This is a genomic window from Bacteroidota bacterium, assembly GCA_041658205.1.
Taxonomy (GTDB): domain Bacteria; phylum Bacteroidota; class Ignavibacteria; order UBA10030; family UBA8401; genus UBA8401.
In genome coordinates, this window is record JBBAAO010000001.1 from 1,118,508 (window position 1) to 1,140,009 (window position 21,502).

The following is a 21,502-nucleotide window of genomic DNA, read 5'->3' on the forward strand; positions in this document are numbered from 1 at the left end:
AGCATACCTGATGTACGGTATAGCAATTCAACTATTCTCTTCGTACCGTTACCTACAACATACTTTTGGGATATCTACAAAAGTTTGATAGAAAATATCAATGCATCATTCTCAAAAAAGGATATTCAGAATGCTCAGATCACATTTACCGATATGCTGAAAGAAAAAATGATAAATCATATTGATAGCAATTTTGAAGTATTCAAAGAATATACTGATAATCCAGAGTTTCGCGCATTTTTAGCAAGTCAAATGTTTAAGGAAATGTTGAGAGATAATTCAAAATATAAGAGTATTTAATTGAGAGAATTATGGTATGGGTATAAGTAGTGGAGTTTTTCAATTGTAAGAATAGAGTTATCATATATCTTTGCTTTGTCCTCTTTTGAATATTGTGAATCATCCCTCTTTGCCTTTATTGATGCAATGTTTTCAGGGAAAAAGAACTTAATGAAAAATCAGTATGTCGGGATTTCCGACATACTGCTGCAGATGGAACAGTGCATTTATATTGTTGACTAATGTTATCACATGAAAAATAAATCCGAAAATAAAGGCGAAGTAATCATTTACAAAACCGAAGGTGGGCGAGAAGCAATTGATGTCCACTTGGAAAATGAGACTGTTTGGCTGAATCAATCACAAATGGCAATATTGTTTGGCAGAGATCGGGTGGCTATTACACAACATATCGGCAATATTTTTAAAGAAAAAGAACTGCAAAAAAAATCAGTATGTAAGGATTTCTTACATACTGCAGCGGATGGAAAAACATATAAAACGCAGTATTATAATCTCGATGTGGTCATTTCTGTCGGTTACCGGGTCAAATCAAAACGAGGGACGCAATTTCGCATCTGGGCAACGAATGTGTTGCGGGATCATCTAGTAAAAGGATATACGGTTAACAAAAAAGCACTTGCCAGAACGACTGCAAGCATTGCAGAGTTACAAAAAACCATCGCGCTAGTTACCAGTGTCCGCGATAAGAAGCTTTCTTCAGATGAAGCGCAGGGATTGCTGACAATCATTAAGCAGTACGCCGACACGTGGACAACGTTAGAAGCATACGATTCAAAAAAATTACAAAAGCGAACGTCGTCACAGCAATCCATTTCTCTTACACCGGGTGATGTCCGTGAAAAACTTGCTGCACTGAAAAAAGAATTGATTCGCAAAGGTGAAGCGAGCGATCTGTTTGCAGCAGAACGCGACCACGGAATAGAGCAAATACTTGGCGCGATAGATCAAACATTTGGCGGACAAGAATTATATCCAAGTATTGAAGAAAAGGCAGCACACATTTTTTATTTCACAATAAAAGATCATCCGTTTTCCGACGGCAACAAACGGAGCGGAGCGTTTCTTTTTCTTGAATACTTAAGAAGGAACAATGCGTTGTTTAAGAAAGATCGTACAGTAAAAATCAATGATACCGCATTGACGGCTCTTGCGCTGCTTATTGCAGAAAGCGACCCGAAGGAAAAAGAACAGATGATCGCTTTGATAACAAATTTGCTTAAAGACTGATAATGGTTCTTCATTCAAATCTTCCTAAATCTCAGAAATTTCGAAAGAATAGCGCAGGAAAATTTGAGAGTTACGGGTAGTGGTGCTCCCTAAAACACAAAAAGCGAGACCCGCTACGCAGTTCCCGCCCAAAGACTAGTGTAATCAATACCTTTTTTTATGTCAATATAACTTATTCGTGAAGTTCAAAAAAAATAAACTCTTTTTTTTTATCGAAACTCATCCCGCTTATACCCACAAAAAGGTTCGTATGAAAAATATATTTCTTTCCCTTCTTTTGTTTACATCAATCATTGTTGCGCAACAGCCTCTTCAGATCATGGTGGTTTCTCCTACCGGAACGGTAAATTCGTTGGATCAAGTGGAAGCAATCGCAGTAACGTTCTCCGAACCGATGATTGCTTTGCAAGCTGTTTCGAATAATCAAACAAGCGGATTCATAGAGGTCTCTCCGAAAGTATCGGGAGTGTTTCGATGGCAGGGAACATCCACGTTAACATTTATTCCGAGCAAGCGGCTGGAATATTCTACTGCGTATACTGTCACTATTCCTGCCGGAATAAAATCTGTCTCAGGGAAGAAATTATCTGAACAATTCGAATGGAGATTTGTTACACCGGTTCCGGCAGTGATTTCCACATCGCCGTATACAAATCAACAATATGTGGAAGCCAATCATTCCATTATGATCGAATTTAATCAGCGAATTATTCCGACCGATATTGCGAAATTTATTTCTGTCGAGGTGCGAGCGGATGGGAAATCGTCATTTCCAAAATTTCTGACATTGTGGAAAGGGAAAAAGGATACCAATCAGGTTCATATTAAAACAGAACAGCCGTTTCCTCTGCAATCAACTGTCGTGGTGAGAGTAAAACCGGGAGCAAAGGGAGTGGAAGGAAACCTCTCCATGACCAATGAATTTTCATTTCAATTCCAAACCGCAAATCGATTGTCCTTTGTCGGTATTATGAATGGACAGTTTGTTACGCCGGGACAACCGTTACGAATGCGTTTTTCTAATCCAGTCTTCGAGCAGGATCTTCTTGATCATCTTCGCCTTATTCCTGCGGTGAGTATAGCGGACAGAGAATATTATTCGAACTATGCAAGCAACGAATGGTATGTGAATCTTGAACTGGAACCGGAGAAAACGTATCAGGGTTTCATCCTTCCGGGATTTAAAGATCAATTCGGTCAAATAACAACCGATACGATTACGTTTGAGTTTACGACAGATCAATTTTGGCCTTATTATAGTATGCCGACGGGTATTGGCTTGCTTGAAGCGTACGCAAAACGAAGAATTCCTATTACTACAGTGAACATCGACAAATTTGAAGTAAAAATGGGAAAAGTCGATCCTGAAAATATTATTGGTCTGCGAAAACAATTTCGCGAATACGGGGAATTGACCACCGTGCAAAATGGAAAAGTTACTCCCACATTCGAATCGTATAGAAATAACAGCATATTCACCTTTACCAATTCAGTCGTCCCAAGTACGAAACGAAATTCCATCGGATATTATTATGCAGGTCTGGATACTGTGTTGGGGAAAACAAAATTAGGTACCGTGCTGCTATTTTCCTCCGAACGAAACTCCTTCTATCAAACGCTGGTGAATGTCAGCAATATGGGTGTAACGGCAAAATTTTCTCCGGATGATATTCTGGTGTGGGTAACGAAATTGAACAACGCCGGTCCGGTGGCAAATGCAGAAATTGAGATTCGAAACGACGATAATGCAATCCTCTGGAAAGGAAAATCCACCAAAGACGGTACGGTGAAAGCTCCGGGATGGGGAAAATTAGGAATCTATACAGAACGAATTTCCGACGTTTATGATGATGAAGAATATTATGACGTTCGCAAACCGATGCTTTGGATATTTGTAAAAGAAGGGAATGATTTTACCTACATCAGTTCACATGACGGAAGCGGAATCGATCCCTGGTCATTCGACATCAATTATGAATGGCGGCCTGCGTTTGAGCGTGTGCAGGGAAATATTTTTACGGATAGAGGTCTCTATAAAGCAGGCGAAAAAGTGGAAGTCAAGGGAGTGATTCGATCATTAAAAGAGGGGAGCTGGAAAATTATCAAAGGGGACAGTGTCCGGCTGACGGTAAGAAATTCCCGCAATGAGGAGATCTTTACAAAAACAATGCAGCTTTCTTCATACAGTACAGCCGATGCTACTGTGGAACTTTCAGCAAATGCGCCGTTGGGATATTATTCCATGACATTGGAATTGAAGGAGGTAAGAAGCGGAATCGGTCATTGGATGAATATTGCGTATCAAAATTTTCGGGTAGAAGCATTTCGTCCCGCAGAATTTGATGTTACCACAATGCTGCATAAAAAAAGTTTTATCGTTGGTGATTCCGTCAGCGGAATCATTTCGGCAAAGTATCTCTTCGGTGCTCCGTTGAAAAATGCTGATGTCCGATGGCGCCTGACAATCAACGGCGGATCGTATGAACCGCCCGGATTTGACGGGTACTATTTCTCAACACTCTATTGGCTCTCGCGCTACGATCAATCCCACTACAGAGAATTGGAAAATGCAGATGCAACGCTGGACGATTTTGGGAATCTTCAAATTCGTTCTCATTTGAAAGTCGGAGAGATTCATACAACTTCCATGTTGATGCTCGAAGCAGATGCAACTTCATCCAACCGTCAGGTGATTTCAGGCAGAACTTCCGTAGTTGTCCATCCTGGTGAATTTTATCTCGGTATTGGGCAACAGAGTTCGTTCGTCAAATCTGATTCATCTATGAAATTCAAATTAATTGCTGTGACGCCCGAAGGGAAGTTCGTACCAAACATTGCCATGAAATTCAAAATCTTTAACCGCATTTGGCGCTCTGTTCGACGCGCAGAAGTTGGTGGAAGATATTATTGGGATTCCAAAGTGGAGAATGTTTTGGTTGACTCAGGGAATATCATAAGTTCTCTGCAGGCAATTGAACATCGGTATGTACCAAAAGATCCAGGATTCTATTTTACGGAGCTTTCCGGTACGGATAGTCGAGGGAATACCGTTTCATCCAATAGTTATTTCTATGTGAGCGGTTCCGGTTATGTCCCGTGGGAACGGACGAATGATGACCGAATAGAACTTATTACGGACAAAACAAATTATAAACCGGGTGATGTTGCAAGCATAATCATTAAGAATCCGTATGAATCCGCCGATGCGCTTATTTCCATCGAACGGGAGGGTGTGCTTCAACATTTTACAACGAAAGTGAAAGGGAGTGCTCCGCAGATTGATATTCCCATTCGTAATGATTTCCTTCCGAACGTTTATGTCTCAGTCGTTCTGTTGCAGGGCCGAGTGGACAGTATCGCTGCTACAAAGGATTCTGATATTGGCCGTCCTTCATTTAAGATTGGTTATGCAAAATTGTCGGTTTCACCTCTGGAAAAAAAATTGGGAGTGAAGATTGAAACATCCAAAAAAGATTATCGTCCGGGAGATTCCGTAGAAGTTCGGATCATGACACAATTATCAAACGGCAAACCAGTTCCGGCGGAAGTTACACTCAGCGTAGCCGATCTTGGTGTTTTGAATTTAATTGGATACCGGCTGCCGGAATTGTTTGATGAATTTTATCGACAGCGAGGTCTTGCTGTTTCTACGACAGAATCGCGGGCTCATTTAATCGAACAAAGGAATTTTGGAGAAAAAGCGGAAGAGATTGGCGGAGGTGGAGCGGAAAAAATGGCATCTCAAGTTGATGCCGACGGCATACGCAAAGATTTCCGTCCATCAGCGTATTGGAATCCTCGCATTATCACAGATGCCAAAGGAAAGGCAGTGTTAAAATTTAAATTGCCGGACAACATTACGGCATTTCAATTGATGGCCGCAGCCCATACACTTGAATCGGAATTCGGCTATGGGGAGAATACCATTACTGTCAGCAAGCCGCTTTTGCTTCAGCCATCATTTCCGCGATTTGCGAGAGTCGGCGATGTTTTTGAAGGAGGTGTGGTTGCATTGAACTATTCCGAGAAAGAGAAAAGTGTAAAAATCATTGTTTCTGTAGAAGGTATTGTCTCGGAAAGCAAAGATACAATGACGTATATATTGAAACCTGGAGAATCAAAAGAGATCCGGTTGAAACTCCGGGCGGAAAAGATTGGAACGGCAAAGTTCATTTTTAGAGCATACACGGATGATGATTATGATGGTATGCAGTGGACGATTCCTATTCAAATTCCGCGTGTTCGGGAAACTGTTGCAAGTTCAAGTTCCTTAACTGAGAATTCTGTGCAAGAGAAAATCACCAGACCCGCGGATGTGTTTGAAGAACTCGGCAGTTTTGATGTTTCGGTATCTTCCACGCAACTTGTCGGATTGCAGAACAGCGTGCAATATTTGTTCGAGTATCCTTATGGATGTTTAGAACAGAAAATGTCCCGCGCCTTGCCGATTATCATCGGTAGTGACATGGTGAAGTCGTTCAATCTTGAAATATTAAAAGGAAAAGACCATCGTAGAGTTGTTCAGGATGTGTTAGATGAAGTACCGCAGTTTCAGCAATCGAACGGCGGATTCACATACTGGAAAAATTCGTATGACAGCGAACCATATCCATATCTTTCTTCGTATGCCATGCTCGGCTTAACGATGGCAATGCAAAACAATTACCGTGTGGATAAGAGTTCGTTCGATCAGGGAATGAATTATATTCGGGGAGTATTGACGGGATCAATTCCTGTTCGATATAGCTGGGATGTCGACGCGGGGACGAAATCGCTGATCCTGTACGTGCTTGCGTTAAATGGCAAACCGGATTTTGGATATATGGAGCGCTTGTATTCCGATCGCGCAAAACTCCCATTAGTTGCAAAAGCATATTTATTGAGAGCGCTAAAACGATCACACGGGAACAGCTCCATGATCACCACACTTGCATCGGAATTTATGAACAGCGTTAAACTTTCACCCACAACAGCTCATTTTGAAGAACGGAACGGAAATGATTGGTGGTGGATGTTTCACTCAAACGTAAAAACTACTGCAGTAATTATGCAGGCATTGGTTGAAACGCAGCCGACCAATGAGATCATTCCGAAAGTTGTTCGGTGGCTGTTGGATCAGAAACGGAACGGAATCTGGAGGACAACTCAGGAAAATTTATATGTGATTGACGCTTTAACGACATACTTTTCAGTCTATGAAAAAGATGAGCCGCATTTCACTGCGGAGATCTCTTTAGCAGGGAAGCAAATTCTGAAAGAAACTTTCGAAGGCAGAACATTAAAGACACGTTTGGCTTCGACTCCAATCGCTATGATGCCGATCGAAACAGCTCCTTTAGATGTAACACGCACCGGTGTGGGAAGAATGTATTATACAATGCGGATGTATTATTACCCAAAAGATATGAGTCAGGTAAAAGAAGAAGGGTTCAGTATCTCCAAATCAGTTGAACATCTTGTCAAAGGGGAGGGTGGCATTCAACGCATCGGTATTGGCAATATTGCGCGCGTAACACTTGTGCTTACAACAAAGCAGGACCGTTCGTTTGTTGTTGTGGATGATCCGCTTCCGGCAGGATTTGAAGTGATTAACACGTCGTTTCAGACAACCGGAAGGAATCTCGACGAAAACGATCGCCAAAGCTGGTATTTTAATCACAAAGAACGAAAAGATGATCGCGTAATGTTCTTCTCAGATTATTTACCAGCCGGTGTTCACACGCTGACATATCTTGTCCGAGTTACGTCATATGGAACATTCCAAATGCCGGCAACGCGGATAGAACAAATGTATGAACCGGAAGTATTCGGCCAAACATCATCCGGTGTCGTGACCATTCAGTGAAACGATTTTTGAAATATTGTATTGTCTCATCGTTAGTGATGATACTGGTATTAATAGGAACGCTGTTTATTCCTTTAGAACAGAGTCGATTGACGAAAGAGAATATCCATTCGATCAAAGTGTTCGACCGAAACAATCAGTTATTGCGGGAGTTTCTGAACGATGAACAGGGGCGGGGTGAATGGATTCCTCTTCAAAAAATATCACAATCGGTGATCAATGCAACTGTTGTGATTGAAGACAGGCGATTTTTCAGTCATGTTGGTATCGATCCAATCGCTATCGTTCGGGCTATCGGAGAAAATATCACTTCCGATCACGACCGATATGGTGCATCAACAATTTCTCAACAGGTGATTCGAAATGTATATCATTATCCCCGGACAATATTATACAAAATAACAGAGGCATGGTTTGCATTGCGTCTTGAAAGGATGATGCAGAAAGAGGAAATTCTTGAGCAATACCTCAATCGTGCTCCGTACGGAAATCAATTGTTCGGCATCCAAGCTGCCAGCAAATATTATTTTGATAAACCTGCTTCTGATCTCACTATCGCCGAATCTGCATTTTTAGCAGCGCTTCCAAATTCACCGACATTATTGAATCCACATCTGCATTACACACAGGCAATTCGTCGCCAGTCTTTGATTTTGAAAAAATTATCGGAACAAAAAAAGATTACCACAGAAGAGTATCAACGTGCATTACAACAGCCGATTCCCATTGTGCTTCCCGAAAAAAAATTCAAAGCTCCTCATGCCGTAGAAATGGTGTATGCACATGTGAAGCATCAATCGAACCTTTCAACAATTCATACTACTATCGATGCGGCGATTCAAACGGACGTTCAATGGATGATTAAAGGGCATCTTGAGCATTTGAAAAATAAAAATGTCACCAATGCTTCTGTAGTCATTCTCCATAATCGGACAGGGGAGATACGAACACTCATTGGGTCAGCAAATTATTTTAATGATCAAATTCAGGGGAAGATCAACGGCACACTTGCTTTGCGTCAGCCCGGCTCATCCGTAAAGATATTCACCTATGGTGTCGCTTTGGAATCGGGATTTAATGCCGCTTCAATGATTGCTGATATTCCGACCTCCATCCCGAATGAAGGGGGAGACTATGTTCCGGAAAATTATGACAGAGAATATCACGGTCCTGTTCTGCTTCGGACAGCGCTTGCTTGTTCCTATAATATTCCTGCTGTGCGAGTGTTGCATGCAATTGGTGTTGATGCTTTGTATCAACGAATGCAAAACGCAGGACTGACTTCTCTTACTGAATCGCCAAAACATTATGGGTTTGGATTAACACTCGGTAACGCAGAAGTATCGTTGTTGGAATTGACAAATGCCTATCGTGCTATAGCAAATGCTGGAATGGTATCGCCGATGAAGTTGATGCAGTCAGTTATGACCATTGATGGAAAAGTAGCAGATGTTTCCCCTATGGTAATGGAATCACAATTTGAGCATCGACTATTTGATTCTGATGTTTCATTTATTTTATCCGACATACTCTCTGATCATTCAGCCCGCCGTCCGGCGTTCGGCAAAAATTTCAATTTCTCATTTCCTTGTGCCGTGAAGACCGGAACGACAAAAGATTATAAGGATAACTGGACACTTGGGTTTACTTCTGAATATACTGTTGGAGTGTGGGTTGGAAATTTCGATGCAACACCCATGCGGAAAGTTTCAGGCGTCAGCGGCGCTGGACAAATATTTACAGATATTATGAATGTGCTGGCGACAAAGTACGATGCTGCAGGAAAAGAATTTGTACGGCCTACGACCGTTCACTCAATTGAAGTATGTGCGCGATCCGGAATGTTGAAGGGGGAGAATTGTGAAAAAGGAAGATTTGAATATTTTCTTCCCGCTTCGATGCCGGTGAAAAAATGTACAATCCATCAGCGATATTACACTACGGCAATGAATGCAACAACGATGGGAAAGGTGTACGAAATTTTCCCTCCTGAATATGATGAGTGGAGTTTCATTGAGCAGATTCCTAAACCTCCTTTAAATGCGTATAAAGCAAATGACTCAGAAAAGTCCGGTAGAGATCACTCGTTCTCTATTATTTTTCCCCATACGGGTGATGTATTTAAGGTAGACCCGATATTGCGGAAGGAATATCAAAAAATTAAAGTGGATGCTGTCATCCCTCAGAATATTCTAAATGTCCGATTAAAGATTAATGATAACAAAGAACTTCCCTTTCAAAAGAATCAAATTTGGTGGGAATTAAGCAAGGGGAAGCATAAATTTCAATTGGTTGGAACAACCAAGGGTAAAAGAATGGTTAGTGCTCCAATAAAAATCTTCGTAGAATAACCTCTGTTATGTTAACACTTTAGGTAAACTCAATAACTCCTTGATTTTTGATGCTCAATTCTTATATTTAATAGATAAGAATATCTAAAAAAAGGGAAAAGTATTGAAAAAAACGTTAGTAGTATGTCTAGTTTTCGTGCTGTGGGCCGGCTGTACAAATACAACTCCTCAAAAACCTGAATCTCAGTCCTCATTTTCGCTCATAAAAAATTCTTCCAGTAAGCCAGTATTATTAGCTTCATCCGCTCGATTTTTCCAGGATACAGATACTCTCAAAAAACGTCCGAATCAGTCTGTTGATGTAGGTGATTCCACAGCCGCGGATTCCTCCGGTGATATGGATGAAAAGGAAATTTCAGAGCTTCTAGAACGTGCGCGTGAACATTATCTCATTGCATTACAAGCGCAGGCAGAAGGTGATTCAATGATGTCTGCCGATGAGTTTGAAGAGGCCATAAAACATCTTAACGAAGCAAGTTACTTTCCAAACATCGATGGGAATACCGATTTTAATGAATTGACCAGAAGTGTTATTGAAGATTATGAAAAATATATCGCTGCTATCGATAGTTTGGGTTCCAGCAGTTCTATTTTTGCTCTTCGGGAAAAATTGAATCTGGAAATTGAAAAGATTGATATCACAAATATTCAAATTCCACCATCGCTCATACCCAAAACAGAAGTCCCTCTACACATTAATGAGTACACAAAGCGAACGTTAGCTTTTTTTATGGGAAAAGGGCGTTCGCACATGGAAAATTGGATTAATCGATCTGGGAAATATTTTCCGACAATGTCCCGTATTTTCGCCGAAGAAGGACTTCCTCCGGAATTGATGATACTATCTCTTCCAGAAAGTGGATTAAATCCTACTGCAAGATCGTGGGCAAAAGCTGTCGGATTGTGGCAGTTTATGAAAGCAACAGGGTCGCAATATGGACTACGTTCCAATTATTGGTACGATGAACGGCGTGATTTTGAGAAAGCAACAAGAGCCGCGGCCCGTCATATGAAGGATTTATACAGTGAATTTAATGATTGGCATTTAGTATTTGTTGCATACAATGCCGGAGGAGGATGGGTACGAAGGGGAATTCGGAGATCCGGTTCAACTGATTATTGGGAAATGCGCCGTCGTTTACCGAGAGAAACAAGAAATTATGTTCCACAATATATTGCTGTTGCACTTATCATCATGCGTCCGGAAGCGTTTGGCTTTGGTGATATAAAAAAAGCGGACTCGCTGTCATTTGAGACGGTGACGGTTGATGATTGTATCGATCTTTCCATCCTTGCTGAGTGTGCCGAAACAGATCTTGAAACAATTAAAGATCTCAATCCCGAACTGACGCAATGGTGCACTCCTCCGAATTACAAAGGTTATCGTCTTCGGATCCCGGTTGGAAAGTCGACTATATTTGCTGACAATTATTTGAAAATTCCGGAAGAAAAGAAATTTGATTTCGCAACACATACAATCCGTCGCCGTGAAACAGTTAGTCAGATAGCAAATCGTTATAAAATAACGACTGCCGTGTTGCTTGAAGTGAATAAACTTACTCGTTCCAAACGATTGAAAGTTGGATCGACACTTGTTATCCCAATTCGTTCGAACTCTGCATCGGCACTTGTTGAAGCGCAGAAGAAGAAAGAAAAAAGTGATATTGAACGCGCGAACAAATTAAAAGAAGAAGGAAGAAAATATGTTGCGGCTTCTGCCGGGACATCAGTGGCGCAAATGACATCAAAGCGAAAATCGCGAGCATTACGAACTACGTATGAACCAAAAGGGAGAGAAAAAATTTCCTATGTGGTAAAAACAGGTGAAACACTGGGACATATTGCTGAATGGTTTAACGTTCGCGCAAGTCACATCAGAAACTGGAACAACATTCCGTATGGCAAACATATTTACAAAGGACAACGTCTGGCAATTTGGGTACCGGAAGAGAAACTTGAGCAGTATAAAAAAATTGCGAATGAATCATTAGCGGAAAAGATGAAGCTGGTTTCACAAACTTCAAAGAAAAAACAGCAGACGGACCGTCCGGAACGAACCGGGATCGGATGGATTCAGCATAAAGTGAAAAGAGGAGAGACCCTGGAAAAAATTGCAGCGAATTACGATGTTGCAATCGCCGATGTTAAAAGCTGGAACAAACTTAAGACAAGCAGGATCAATGCCGGAGAAGTGTTAGAGATATATGCGCCGGATCAAACGGAAGAACCGGCTGATGAACCGGTGTCAAAAAAACAAATTGTGACACAAAATGCCAAATCAAAAATGTACGTGGTTCAACGCGGCGATACGCTGGAGAAGATTGCGGAAAAGTACAGTGTCAGCATCATTGAATTAAAAAAATGGAACGACCTAAAAACGTCACGCATTAGTATCGGACAAAAACTCAAGATCCAAAGTTGATCCCTCCCGGACAGCCTCGTTGTATTAACGAGGCTGTCCAGTTTTATCAAATGTTTATCTCTTAAACTTGCCTTGTTTTTCTCTCTAATACGGCGTATATTTTTTCAGTTAATTAATCCAACAACGTACTCATAGAGATCATTGCTACGACGCTTTTTACCTATTTATGTATCCTTCCTTTTCACCATCGGTGGTTTCCCGCTGTTTGGTCAATCTCTGAATAAGATTACAGAAGATGATGACACGAAATATACATCCATCGGAAATCTTAATGTTACCATCACCAATTTCGGACAGATCGGTAATCGGTTCAAAAAATGGCCGATCCAACCTTCGTTAGAATATCCAAAAGGATCTGGCATTGAACATCTTTCGGTCGGAGGAATCTGGATCGGCGGCATTCATCGGAATGAAACTGTTGCTCGTGTTTCTACTGCAGGATTAGACAGAGCTACGACGACAAATCCTCTGGAAGGATTGGAAATTACCAATAACATTGGTTCGGTAATTTCGCAGCGTTCAACACTTCTCGAATCTCCCTACTTCGATTTAAATGCTGTCAGTCATCAAGATCTGGTGATGGACTTCACCGATAAAAATGATACACTCCCCGGATCAACGTTGGCAATACCATTGCATAAACCGCTTGGTATTAATATACATTTGGAAAGTTATGCGTGGAACTATCCCTTCGCAGATTTTTTTGTCATTCTCAACTATACTATTAAAAACGTCAGTAACACCATCATCGACAGTCTCTACGTTGGATTGTGGAATAATGGCGCTGTTCGCAATACAAAATTAACCGGTAATCCTTCTTCGGCGAGTCAGTTTTTTAGTCATTCCGGACGAGGATATATTGATAGCCTTCGTTTGAGCTATGTTTTTGATTTCGACGGTGCACCGTATGGACCTCCGGCAAACAGTTATTTGGGAATTAAAATGTTGGGCACGACACCATTCCCGTTGAAAAAAGATTCCGTCGGCGTTCCAATCCTGTCGGAGATCGATTCGATCGGTGATCTTTCAAAAGATACATACTACAATGGGTGGAGATTTGGATCGAGCGGTTCGGGAAATTCTATTTATGCATTTCCCAGTGATGAATATAATCCGGGTGATTTCTATCTTGGACGTTACCAACGCTTGTCCCGAATGATGCCGAAACCAAATATTGAAGCACTTGGCAGACACAATAGCGTCCTGACATCGGATGGAATAACTTCAGGAGAATTGCCGGCAAGTTTAAGCGATCTGCTTTCTGTTGGTCCGTTCAAATCTCTCGCGCCGGGGGAAAGTGTTCAAGTTGTTTTTGGATTGATTGGTGCAAAAAAAACAGGAAGCGTTGCTGCAAGCGAGGATTATAAAACACCACAAATGAGATCACGGTTATATGCAAACGCTGCATGGTCACAGCAGACATATAACGGTGAAGATCTGAATGGAAACAATCGGTTGGATAACGGAGAAGACATTAACGATAATGGCAGATTGGATCGGTTTACACTTCCGCAGCCTCCAAGGCAGCCGAGAGTTTTTTCTGTTGTCGAAAATCAGCGTGTAACGTTATATTGGGATAGCGTTCGTTCCGAACAAAGTTTTGATCCCATCAGCCGCAAATTCGATTTTGAAGGTTATCGTATTTATCGTTCCACTCCCGGCGCTGATATTAAAAATCCTGAGAACTTTTTACTGTCCATGCAGATGATCGGCGAGTTTGACCGAAATGACAATACCATCGGATACAACACCGGCTTCTCCAACATTAAACTTGATACGCCGAAAATATTTATCAACGGTATAGATACCGTGGTATGCCGCTATCAATTTCCTCCGAAGAATGATCCGATTACGAGCTTAAACGGATGGCAATATCTTTATGGAGTTTCTGCATTTGATGGAGGCGATTCGGTTAACGGACTGCCTAGCTTAGAAAGTGCAAAAATCATTAAGAGAGTTGTTCCGGGTGTTGGACCAACTACCGATCGGAATACTGAAATTATTGTCTATCCAAATCCATACTATGCAAAAGCAGCGTGGGATGGCGCCGGTGAACGTTCCAGAAAAATTTATTTTCGAAATCTTCCTGCACGCGCAGAAATAAAAATCTTTACACTAACCGGTGATCTGGTAGCCGAATTACTCCATGACGCTGCCACATATGCCGGTTCAGGAATAAAATGGTTCGATGATTTTTCCACGCTCGGTGCTTCTGCTCAATTTGCTGGCGGCGAGCATGCGTGGGATCTTATTACAAAATACGACCAGGCGATTGCCACAGGTCTGTATTTGTTTACGGTGAAGAATTTGGAAAACAATGATGTCAAACGCGGTAAGTTTGCTATCATAAAATAATTTTTTTAATCAACAGACAATCACCAATGATAGAGGAGAAGAGATGAAAAAACTCTTATTACTACTTGTCATCTTCGGAATGACAAATCTTTTTGCACAAAAAGTTTATCCCACAAAGACGATTCAACAACTTCAGTCAGTCAGCCTGGATTCGTTAAAAATTGCCGATTCATTAGGAATTGGCTCTACCCGTTGGTTAACACAGACCTCTCCGATTTTCAAAACAACGGCGGCATTACGTGAAACTGTGACGATCATTGCGCTAGTTACTGTTCAACCCCGTGTAATCTCTTATACGGCAGCAGGAAAAACGTTATGTCTTCGTGATACCGGTGCAGGAGTTTCAAATCCTTTTGCTGGTATATTTGTCCGTTGGTCAGGTGATTCCGCCTCCGCAGATGCTAGCGGATTATATAATATCGAGCGTGGTGATATCATTAAAATTACCGGATACATCGATGAGTTCCCTTCAACGAGCATGAATAGCTTAACCCAATTTACACCAATCGTTACATATAAAGACAACTCCAATAACGTTCTTCCGTTCCCGATTGATATTTTATCTTCCGGAAATCCACTTCCACCGCCATTAAAGAAAAGTATTACTGATTTCAATGTGGGAGCAAATCCTGGTGGAACGGCAAAGTTCACAACCGGTGAACCGTATGAAGCAATGGAGGTGGAATTTACCAATTTGACAGTTACTGCAATTGTGAACTCTGCTCGCGGAACATGGGCGGTGACGGACGCAAACGGTAACACATTGTCGGATTATGACTGGTCATATTATTTTACGATTGGTAATGGTTCAATAATTGTTCCCGGTGATCCAAATTATAAAGTTCCTCCTGTCGGCACGAAGATTGATACAATGCGCGGTTATATTTCAACCTCATCCGGTCAGGAAGCAAACAGAGGGTACCGAATTTGTCCGATCTATCCCGGTGATGTTAAGTATGGAAAAATTGCACCGGCTGTCACAACGCATCGTCGTAATCCGGTCATTGTCGGCAAGGATAGTTTAGCCGTTATCTCTGCAAAGATTTATAAACAGACATCGGCAGTTGTTAATGGTGCTAATTTAGCATCACAAATTCTTTTCTACAGCGTGAATAATGGTGCATGGCAGCAGATTGCAATGCCTATTCCAATTTCGAGTGATTCAACATCAACGGCATCCATTCCTGCGCAAACACCCGGAAGTACCGTGCGATATTTTATTAAGGTGTCAGATGTTGATACTCAAGTAACCATGTTGGCAAACAGTGGAGCGTTGACACAATATGATACATCAAAAGGATTTTTCTTCTATACAGTCATCGACCGTTCCACAAAACCTGTTTTGACCCCGAGCGATATTCAAAAAACATTGTATGCAAATGGACGCAGCCCGTACATTGGTGCAATTGATTCCGTCGGTGGAATTATTACTGCAGATACATCGGCGCTGAGATTGTCTCCATTATCGACCGGTGGAACAAATGCATGGTATATGCAGAGTGGCAATGCTCTGTTCAGTGGATTGTGGATTGTCGGACCTGATTCGATTATGGGAAAATTGAAAATGGGTGACAGCGTTGTTGTCACCGGATCGATTCAGGAAAATTTTGATGTCACACGTCTTTCCAATATCACCAAAGGGAGAATCGTCGCATCCGGAAAAACACTTCCTACTCCTGTAAAATTAAAAACAGAAGTATTTGGTGATGGAGCAAGCAACGGAAATCTTGTTGCTGAACCGTATGAAGGGATGTTGGTTTCTTTTGATTCGGTAACGGTAACCAGTATTGATCCTGTCTTTTCGGAACCGACGGAATTCTGGATCAGTAACAGCTCACAAGCAGTGTTGGTACGTCGCGATGGACGGCATAAATATTCCAATGCACTTGCTGATACAGGTGTTGGTCTGACCATTGTGAAAGTTGGTCATAAATTTACAAATGTAACGGGAATTCTCTATTACAGTGGCGGTCGGTATAAAGTTACCCCACGAACTGATACTGATTTTAAAGGATACAACCCCATGTTTGTTCGTCGTGAAAATGTCATTGCGAATGAATTTGCATTGGAACAGAACTTCCCAAATCCATTCAATCCTGCAACAACATTGCGATATTCAATACCGGTTTCAGGAGTTGTCTCGTTAAAGGTGTTTAATATTCTTGGACAGGAAGTAGCGACATTGGTGAGCGAATATCAATCGAGCGGAGTATACTCTGTAAAATTTGATGCGTCAAAATTGTCCAGCGGTATGTATCTCTATCGCATTACGACTGGAGATTTTTCGCAAGTGAAGAAAATGTTGTTGCTGAAATAAAAGTACAATAACCTTGTCAAGGTTTGAAACCTTGACAAGGTTCAACGCATGAAAAATATTTTACAAAATATCGTTCTTATTCTTGTGGGACTGATCATCGGATCGTGCCAAAAAGATCTTCCGAATCAGCCGAAGGCAAATCAGTCGCCGCTGACCCGGTTATGGTTGTCGTCTTCTACAACATTAAATGAAACCTCTTCGCGTCAGCATGCATATTGGTATGGCGAAGATCCGGACGGTTATGTTAATGGATTTTTGATCGCTACGCCGGAATCAATCGCAACATCGAATATCGCATTTCCTGACACGTTTACGTATGCGTGGACGACAAAGACAGACAGTATTATTGCGCTCCCATTGATTAAAGCTCGAAGTATCTTTACCATTATTGCTCGTGCAACAGACAATACGTTTAAAGAACATTCTTTGCTGCAAGAAGGGGCCATCATTCGTCTCACGCCTCAGCCGTATTGGGATAAAAATGGTAATGGAATTTTTGACGGCGGAGATCTTCTCTTAACATCTCTCAATTCATCAATTGATAAAAAAAGCGCTTCACAATTGTTGCCGATTCGTAACACTCCACCGAAAGTATTTTTCTCTGTCAATCCAATCGACTCCGCTACCATTCAACAGCCGGATACAACATTCACCGTTGCGACATTCTCTTGGTATGGAACGGATATTGATGGCGATAATACTATCTCCAATTTCCGATTAGCGTTGAATGATTCGGGACCAAATAAACGCTGGTTCTCAATCAGTGGTGCAGTGAAACTTGTTACATTCATTGCTCCTCGTTTGGTAACGAATAATGCAACGGGTGAAGTGGAGGCCGATGTCTATACCGGCACATTCCCATCGATGCAATTTCGCGGTAAGATTTCCGGATTGAAACTGAACTCAAACAATGTCTTATACATTCAAGCGAGGGACGTGGCAGGTGATAGCAGCGTAACAATCACTATGCCGTCGAGTCCAACCACTAAGAAATGGTATGTGAAAAAACCGACGAGTCGAATGTTAGTCGTGGTAGATTATAATCAGTTTGATCGTCAAACCGCATTAAACAATTACAGAAATGCCCTTGAGCAAGGATTACCTGGTAAGAGTTTTAGCAACTTTGATATTTTAGATGTTGGATATGGTCTTACAGCTAGTGAGAAGGCGAACCAGTTTTCAAATCCAAAATATGGATCGTTTGTTCCTGCTTATCTCAATCCAGCTTTAATACACACCCTTAAATTATATGATATTGTAATGTGGATTAGTGATTTATCACCTAGTTTTATACCTGCACAAGTTAGCTTGTTTAATTACAATTTAACTGGAGGGAAAGTAATTTTCACGACAGGATTTCCTACAAATGAAAAAGCAATTATTCCAGGAGCAATAAGGACTATAAACGATTATGCACCAATTGACAGTATAAGTACTGATACGGTCTCAACTCCGTCAAAGACACCCCCCGTACATACTAATGCTGATACACGAATTCCTGCTGGTACAAAAGTCTTTTCACTTGAAAGTGGGTATCCTGATTTAGCGTTTGATTCAACACAAAATATTCATTCGGTAAATATGCGCAGAGTGTACAAACGAACTGACGCTAGATATTTGTATGAACTTGATTCTTCAAAGTTTTATTATACCAACGGCACATTTAGATATCAAGGTTCTCCAGAGATTGCTACAATTGATGCAAATAGATCAATTGTTTTTATAGCTGTTCCTTTACATCTACTCAACGGTCGACAAAAAAATCTTCCTAATTTCTTTAAAAAAGTGATTGTTGACGAGTTTGGTTTGAATTGATGCGGAAAATTGTCCACATATCTTTATTTACCCTATTTGTGTTTTGCACAACGTCCACTGCGCAAGTGCTGGATCAAATGCGTGAGAAACAACAACAAGAAGGCTCTGTTGGAAAGATTATTGGCAGAGTTGTCGATGAAAATACTGGAGATGGTCTTCCGAGTGTGAATATCCTTATCAAAGGAACATATTATGGAGCTTCGACTGATTTCGACGGTAATTACAAAATTGAAAAACTTAATCCCGGTACATATAATATCGACGTGACTCTGCTTGGTTACAAGACCGTTCAGTATTCAGGAATAAAAGTTGAAGCAGGAAAAACAGTTGAACTGAATGTGAAAATGGTTGAATCTGTTCTTTCTCTTGGGCAGGAAGTAATTATCATCGGTGAAAAACGATTATTCGATGTTGAAGAAACATCAAGTAAGCGGACGATTAAAACAGAAGATATAACAGTTGCTGCTGTAACGAACGTAAAAGATGTTGTCGGTTTGCAGACCGGTGTTGTTCAATCCGATAATGAAATTCATATTCGCGGAAGCCGCGGATACGAGAACGCTTATCTTGTGGATGGTGTTTCGGTGCAGGATGTTCTTGGAGGATCGGGATTTGGTTTGCAGATCAGCCCTGAAGCAATTCAGGAAATGGAAGTGATCACCGGTGGCTACAATGCAGAATATGGCCAGGCAACTTCGGGCGTCGTGAATATTACCACCAAAGAGGGAAGTGATAAATATAGTGGTGGTGTTTCATACAAGACGGACCGTGTTGTCGGTGTATCATCCCGGCATTTCTTTAACTCCGATCAGATTGAAGGAAATATCAGCGGTCCGGTTCCGTTGATTACTGAACTATTGCCAGGGACGGTGAGCTTTTTCACCAATGTATCCGGTAATGTAACAGATGGCTACACTCGATGGAGCGAACGAATTAGAAAAGGTGTCCCAACCGGTCAATATGATAAGTACATTCCTCAACAGCTTAATTCAACAATCTTTAACGGATCGGATTATGCATTGAGATTGGCAAATAGTTTTTCCGTCTCAAGCAAATTGACCTGGAAACCTTCGCCGACATTTAAATTAGCATACGCATTTAATCAATCGGTTTCTATTGACCAAAATTCTGCAACGATCAAAACATCATTAGAGCGTGAAGAGCCAACTCCGGGATATCAGTATGAGTACCAAAATATTCTGGACAGCGCCAATACATTTACACAGATCAATATTCAGCATACGTTATCGCTGACGCAAACTCTTTCATCGAAAACATTTTTTGATCTGCGCATTAGCAGATATACGGCGCATGTTCGCGGCGACGCTAATGGGAAGGGATATCAACTATACAACGAACCGCGTGACATCGTAACACTTCCAATTGAATATTTTTATCCTGATACAAACAGAATTGGCGTCATTCCCGGTGACGGATTTTATGATCTCGGCGGACCATACAGTTGGCGCGATCATTACATCGACGATTATACTGTAAAATTTGATTTTACCAATCACTTTACAGAAAAAAATAAATTCAAGTCCGGAATTGAAATGAAATTCCAACAGCTGCAAATGATTGATATTTCGCAGCCGTGGATTAAACCGCTTGGATTGAACAACGATATCTACAAAGTTAGTCCCGCTTCTGGTGCGTTGTATGCTCAGGATAATATTTCGATCAGCGGAATGGTTTTAAATTTTGGGTTACGGTTTGATTATTGGTTCCCCGGTAAATTTGTTGACGATGCCATCAATAATCCCAATGTTGCACTAGCTTCGGAAGATATTCGTGACCAATATCGATCACAAACATCATCGTTGTTTGGCCATCGATGGAAAGGAAGATTAAGTCCTCGCCTTGGAATTTCACATCCCGTATCTGATAATCAAACATTATTCTTTTCTTATGGACATTTCTCCAAACTACCGAGACCGACATACGTCTATTCAAAATTGACCGAAAGCAGTGCCCGTTCTTCTGTGCAAACAGTCGGTAATCCTAATTTGAATCCTGAAACAACAGTAGCATACGAACTTGGTCTACGAAATCAGATCACCGAAAATGATGTTCTCACATTAACAGCATATTACAAAGATATCTTTGACTACATCACTGCCCGAAGCGTTCGAGCTACCAGTGCTCGTATCTCGCGAGGAACATACACAACATATGTCAATTCTGATTATGCGCGAACACGCGGATTTGAATTTGATTACACGCATCGTTTCACATCGCAGTTCCGGTCGACATTTGCCGGATCTTACTCAATCGCCACCGGTAAAAGTTCTTCGGCAACGGAAGCATTATTCAATCTGACCACCGGCAGCGGTGATGCAACCATTAAAGAGAATTTTGTTTCATGGGATCGTCCCTGGCAGGCGAATCTCACATCCATTCTCAGCGTGAAAAAGAATGAACCTCTCTATGATTTTGCGCCGGGTATTCTGGATGACTATTCCGTTTATATGCGAGCATTTTTTCAATCCGGTAAACGATATACGGAACAGATCTATACAGGGATTGATGCAGAGGGAAGACCGCAATATCGCGGAAAGATTGAAGATCCATTGCAAGAACTTGCCGAATATTGGTTTTATATCAATATGAATATTGAAAAATATTTTGATCTTGGTTTTGGTAGAATGACGGTGAGTCTGGAAATTCAAAATCTTTTGGACAATAAGAATTCACAGATTATTAATTCAGTGACCGGAAAAGCGTATGAGTATGGTGATAATACTCCGGCTTCGTTTAACGATCCACGCTTCCCGGATCTACAAGGTACTATTTCGCCGTATCCCTATAATCCGGCGCGGTATCTTTCACCACGCACAGCCCGATTGGGTGTTGCGTTGCGGTTTTAA

Annotated in this window: 9 protein-coding genes; all 9 read left to right on the top strand. The window is 41.3% G+C overall.

Annotated features, from left to right (window positions below; translation table 11 throughout):
* The first annotated feature begins 84 nt into the window (after positions 1–84).
* The 9 genes from WDA22_04630 to WDA22_04670 all read left to right on the top strand — a co-directional run bounded on the left by WDA22_04630 (position 85) and on the right by WDA22_04670 (position 21,502).
* A complete protein-coding gene (locus tag WDA22_04630; protein MFA5832747.1) occupies positions 85–300 on the top strand; it encodes a hypothetical protein in 216 nt (71 codons plus the stop codon).
* A 231-nt stretch (positions 301–531) separates the two neighbouring features.
* Complete coding sequence (locus tag WDA22_04635) at positions 532–1,530, top strand: virulence protein RhuM/Fic/DOC family protein (protein ID MFA5832748.1); 999 nt, start codon at positions 532–534, stop codon at positions 1,528–1,530.
* Between the two features lie 250 nt (positions 1,531–1,780).
* On the top strand, positions 1,781–7,375 hold the full coding sequence (locus WDA22_04640) for an Ig-like domain-containing protein (protein MFA5832749.1): 5,595 nt from the start codon (positions 1,781–1,783) through the stop codon (positions 7,373–7,375).
* Positions 7,372–9,726 (top strand): penicillin-binding protein 1C, encoded by a 2,355-nt coding sequence (pbpC, locus tag WDA22_04645; GenBank protein ID MFA5832750.1) that lies wholly within the window; start codon positions 7,372–7,374, stop codon positions 9,724–9,726. The genes WDA22_04640 and pbpC overlap by 4 nt, the downstream gene beginning before the upstream one ends.
* Before the next feature lie 103 nt (positions 9,727–9,829).
* Positions 9,830–12,148 carry a LysM peptidoglycan-binding domain-containing protein gene (locus WDA22_04650; GenBank protein ID MFA5832751.1) on the top strand — a complete coding sequence of 773 codons (2,319 nt, stop codon included), beginning with the start codon at positions 9,830–9,832 and terminating at the stop codon, positions 12,146–12,148.
* A gap of 141 nt (positions 12,149–12,289) precedes the next feature.
* On the top strand, positions 12,290–14,503 hold the full coding sequence (locus WDA22_04655) for a hypothetical protein (protein ID MFA5832752.1): 2,214 nt from the start codon (positions 12,290–12,292) through the stop codon (positions 14,501–14,503).
* 43 nt (positions 14,504–14,546) lie between these two features.
* Entirely contained in the window at positions 14,547–16,820 is a 2,274-nt protein-coding gene (locus WDA22_04660) for a T9SS type A sorting domain-containing protein (protein MFA5832753.1), read from the top strand.
* A gap of 48 nt (positions 16,821–16,868) precedes the next feature.
* Positions 16,869–18,635 (top strand): hypothetical protein, encoded by a 1,767-nt coding sequence (locus WDA22_04665; GenBank protein MFA5832754.1) that lies wholly within the window; start codon positions 16,869–16,871, stop codon positions 18,633–18,635.
* A gap of 77 nt (positions 18,636–18,712) precedes the next feature.
* Positions 18,713–21,502 carry a TonB-dependent receptor gene (locus WDA22_04670; GenBank protein MFA5832755.1) on the top strand — a complete coding sequence of 930 codons (2,790 nt, stop codon included), beginning with the start codon at positions 18,713–18,715 and terminating at the stop codon, positions 21,500–21,502.

Bases quoted from the DNA above. Each gene is read 5' to 3' on its own strand.
- WDA22_04635 (MFA5832748.1), top strand. From the start codon at position 532: ATGAAAAATAAATCCGAAAATAAAGGCGAAGTAATCATTTACAAAACC.
- WDA22_04640 (MFA5832749.1), top strand. From the start codon at position 1,781: ATGAAAAATATATTTCTTTCCCTTCTTTTGTTTACATCAATCATTGTT.
- WDA22_04660 (MFA5832753.1), top strand. From the start codon at position 14,547: ATGAAAAAACTCTTATTACTACTTGTCATCTTCGGAATGACAAATCTT.
- WDA22_04665 (MFA5832754.1), top strand. From the start codon at position 16,869: ATGAAAAATATTTTACAAAATATCGTTCTTATTCTTGTGGGACTGATC.
- WDA22_04670 (MFA5832755.1), top strand. From the start codon at position 18,713: ATGCGTGAGAAACAACAACAAGAAGGCTCTGTTGGAAAGATTATTGGC.